The 3,585-nt window shown below is 66.4% G+C and carries 4 protein-coding genes; 2 read left to right on the forward strand and 2 right to left on the reverse strand.

What is annotated here, in order from left to right; translation table 11 throughout:
* Nucleotides 1–133: 133 nt before the first annotated feature.
* The gene (locus Q8814_RS25030) at nt 134–589 is read right to left on the reverse strand and encodes a carboxymuconolactone decarboxylase family protein (RefSeq protein ID WP_330154658.1); all 456 of its coding nucleotides are present in this window, start codon (nt 587–589) and stop codon (nt 134–136) included.
* Nucleotides 590–665: 76 nt separating this feature from the next.
* Here Q8814_RS25030 and Q8814_RS25035 point away from each other — a divergent pair, with 76 nt between their 5' ends.
* On the forward strand, nt 666–1,586 hold the full coding sequence (locus Q8814_RS25035; RefSeq protein ID WP_330154659.1) for a sigma-70 family RNA polymerase sigma factor: 921 nt from the start codon (nt 666–668) through the stop codon (nt 1,584–1,586).
* Nucleotides 1,587–1,678: 92 nt separating this feature from the next.
* On the opposite strand, the gene Q8814_RS25040 is transcribed toward Q8814_RS25035, so the two are convergent.
* The gene (locus tag Q8814_RS25040) at nt 1,679–2,599 is read right to left on the reverse strand and encodes a 3-oxoacyl-ACP reductase (RefSeq protein WP_330154660.1); all 921 of its coding nucleotides are present in this window, start codon (nt 2,597–2,599) and stop codon (nt 1,679–1,681) included.
* Between the two features lie 263 nt (nt 2,600–2,862).
* Here Q8814_RS25040 and Q8814_RS25045 point away from each other — a divergent pair.
* Nucleotides 2,863–3,585, forward strand: a 723-nt coding sequence (locus tag Q8814_RS25045) for an AMP-binding protein (RefSeq protein WP_330154661.1), incomplete at its 3' end; no start/stop codon positions are given.

Raw genomic sequence — 3,585 nt, forward strand, 5'->3', positions numbered from 1 at the left:
GAACATGCGAATCTCTCCTTCTGCACGTGCAGCCATCCTGCTCCGGCCACACTTTTTCTGGAATAATTCCAATTTTTGGAACTATTCCAGAAAAAGCGCGAGTTGGCAACCATCGACACGGAGGCGCGGGCCACTACCAGCCCGCGCCGGCCACCTGCTTCGTCGCCGCGTTGAGCCGGTTCCACACGTTGATCACCGAAATCTGCAGCACCAGCGCCGCAAGCTGTTCCTCCGTGTAGAACGAGGCAGCCTCGTCCCAGATCTCCTCGGGCACAGGGTCACTGCGATCGGCGAGCCGGGTGACCGCTTCCGTCAGGGCAAGCGCCGCGCGCTCTTCGTCCGTGAAGTACGGCGACTCCCGCCAGGCTGCGACCGCAAACAATCGCTCATCGGTCTCGCCGTCCTTCTTCGCGAGCTTCGGATGCATGTCGACGCACACACTGCACCCGTTGATCTGGCTGGCCCGCAGATGCATCAGATGAACGGTGCGCACCGGGATGTCGACCGCGTCGGTCGATTGCCCCAATGCCTGCAGCGCCTGCATCGCCGCGGGGATAACCATGACGGGATTCTTCATACGTGATTCCATTGTCGAACTCCTTGTCACAGAAGGTGTTGCTGAACCGTCTACCCCTATGACGGACGACGACGGAGGAATGTGACCGATGGCCGACGACAAATACACGGCAGACGGTGAACTGCTGGCGCGACAGTTCGAACTCCACCGCTCCCACCTGCGGTCGGTGGCATATCGGATGCTCGGGTCGTCGAGTGACGCCGACGATGCCCTCCAGGAGACATGGCTGCGCCTGAGCCGATCGGACACCGACGACGTCGTCAATCTTGCGGGCTGGCTCACCACCGTCGTCAGCCGCGTGTGCCTGGACATGCTGCGCTCACGCGGCAGCCGGCGCGAGATCGCGCTCGACGAGCACGAGCACCCCGACCTTCACGACGACGATCGCGGTACCGCACCCGAGTCCCAGGCCGTGCTGGCCGATTCCGTCGGCGTCGCGATGCTCGTCGTCCTCGACACGCTCGATCCGGCAGAACGCCTGGCGTTCGTGTTGCACGACATGTTCGCCGTCCCGTTCGACGAGATAGCACCGATCGTCGACCGCACTCCTGCCGCCGCACGCCAGCTCGCCAGTCGCGCGCGCCGTCGTGTGCGGGGCGCTTCCGCCACCGAGCCGGCCGATCAGCAACGGCGCAACCAGGTGGTGGACGCATTTCTCGCGGCATCCCGGGAAGGGCGGTTCGGCGACCTGCTCGCCCTGCTCGATCCCGCAGTGGTCCTGCGCGCCGACGATGTGGCGGTCGCCACGGCGAAGGCCGCCGTCGGGAGCGGCGCGCCTGCCCTCGAATCCGAGCTGCGCGGGCCCCGGGCGGTCGCCGGTGCGTTCTCCGGGAAGGCCAGGCACGCCCGTCCGGTCCTCATCGACGGGATGCCGGGTGCTGCGTGGGCGCCCGGCGGGACACCGCGGTCGGTGTTCGTCTTCACCGTCGAGGACGGGATGGTCACCGAGATCGAGGTGATCGTGGACCCCGCGACGCTGGAGGGACTCGACGTGGTGTTCGTCGACTGACGGGCGGCGACATCGACCCGGCGAAGTAGAACAATGGCTGCAGGGTACGGGGTTTCGGCCGACCTTCCGTACCCTGCAGGGCCGTGGGGAGGTCAGTCGATCGCGATTGCGGCCTTCTCCAGTTCCGCCACGCTGTAGGCGGCGTATGTCTCGTACGGGCCGCGGCCGGTGAAGTACGACGACAGCTGCTGATCGAGTTCTTCGACGGTGAACGCGGAACCTGCTGCGTCGAAACGGTTCTCGACCTTCGGCGACGCCATCAGCGCAACCATCTTGCCGTAGACCACGAACACCTGGCCGGTGATCTCGTGCGAGGCCGGGGACGCGAGGTAGGACACGAGGGTGCCGACGCGCTCGGGAGCGAGCGGGTCGAGCCCGGTCGAGGCATCGGCCTCGCCGAACGCCTCGGCGGTCATCGCCGTCCGGGCACGGGGGCAGATCGCATTGGCGGTGACACCGTAGCGGGCCAGGCCCTGCGCGGTGGACAGGGTCAGCGCGGTGATGCCGGCCTTGGCAGCCGAGTAGTTCGGCTGTCCGGCGGCGCCGAACAGGAACGCCTCCGACGAGGTGTTGACGACGCGGCCGTAGACGGGTCCGCCGGCGGCCTTGCTGGCACTGCGCCAGTGCACGGCCGCTGCGTGCGACGTCGCGGCATGGCCCTTGAGGTGGACGCGGATCACGTCGTCCCAGTCCGACTCGGACAGGTTGAAGATCATCTTGTCGCGCAGGATGCCAGCGTTGTTGACCAGGATGTCGAAGGAACCGAACTTCTTGACGGCCTCGTCGACGAGTCGCCCACCGAGGGACCAATCGGAGACGTCGCCGGTGACGGCGATCGCCTGGCCGCCGGCAGCGATGATCTCCTCGGCGACCTCGTGGGCCGCCTGACCCATGTCGTTGACGACCACAGCGGCGCCGGCCTCGGCGAGCGCGAGGGCCTCGGCGCGGCCGAGACCGGCACCCGCGCCAGTCACGACTGCGGTACGGCCGGCCAAGCTGACTGATTCACCCATCGAATGTCTCCCGTGTTCGGTTGCCGTGATTCGCGTATGCCCGGCAAGACTAGTATTGATTCTAGTTTGTGGCCGGACCCACCGGCTTGACGTGGCGATCCCACTGTCCGGGAGTGGTCGGTATCACTGCCCATTCGGATGAGACGTTGTCGATACTCCGTCACCCCTGTGTCAAAAGGAATCTGGATGTCGCTCAATCTTGCGGACCTGTCGAAGCCGCCGCGGACGCCGTCCCCGGCCGCACCGCAATCGTGTGCGGCGATGTGCGTCGCACCTACGGTGAACTCGACGCCGCGGCCAACCGGCTCGCCCATCACCTGACGGGCGCGGGAGTCGGCGCCGGCGACCATATCGGCCTGTATATGCGCAACAGCACCGAGTTCGTCGAATCACTGCTTGCCTGGCTGAAGATCCGCGCCGTTCCGGTGAACATCAATTACCGCTACGTCGATGCCGAACTGGCCTACCTGTTCGGCAACGCGGAACTCGCCGCGGTCATCGCAGACGGCGAATTCGCCGCCACCACTGCGGCCGTCCTGCCCCGGACTCCGACAGTGCGGCACGTCATCACCGTCGGGCCGGCCGCCGACGTGGATTGGGGAACCGTCACCGCCGTGGACTTCCACACGGCGGTCGCCGCGGAGTCCGCCGACCGCGACTTCCCGGAGCGCAGCAACGACGATCTGTTCATCATCTACACCGGTGGCACCACGGGGATGCCGAAGGGCGTGATGTGGCGCCAGGAGGACTTTTTCTACGCGGCATTGACGGGCGGCAATCCGTTCGGCGAGCCGTACAGCGACGCCGCGGAAGTTGCGGCTGCCGTTCCGCACATTCCGGAGATGACGTGGATGATGACCGCGCCGCTGATCCACGGTGCGGCTCTCTACAGCCTGTTCACCGCATTCTGCGTCGGCATTCTGCGTCGGCGCCACCCACGTCCTGGTGCCGCGTTTCGACGCGATCGAGGCGCTCGCCCTGATCGA

This window comes from Rhodococcus chondri, assembly GCF_036327435.1.
Classification (GTDB): Bacteria; Actinomycetota; Actinomycetes; order Mycobacteriales; family Mycobacteriaceae; genus Rhodococcus; species Rhodococcus chondri.

What these genes read in the sequence shown, in the direction of transcription:
- Q8814_RS25035 (WP_330154659.1), top strand. Translation starts at nt 666, where the DNA reads ATGGCCGACGACAAATACACGGCAGACGGTGAACTGCTGGCGCGACAG.
- Q8814_RS25040 (WP_330154660.1), bottom strand. Translation starts at nt 2,599, where the DNA reads ATGGGTGAATCAGTCAGCTTGGCCGGCCGTACCGCAGTCGTGACTGGC.
- Q8814_RS25030 (WP_330154658.1), bottom strand. Translation starts at nt 589, where the DNA reads ATGGAATCACGTATGAAGAATCCCGTCATGGTTATCCCCGCGGCGATG.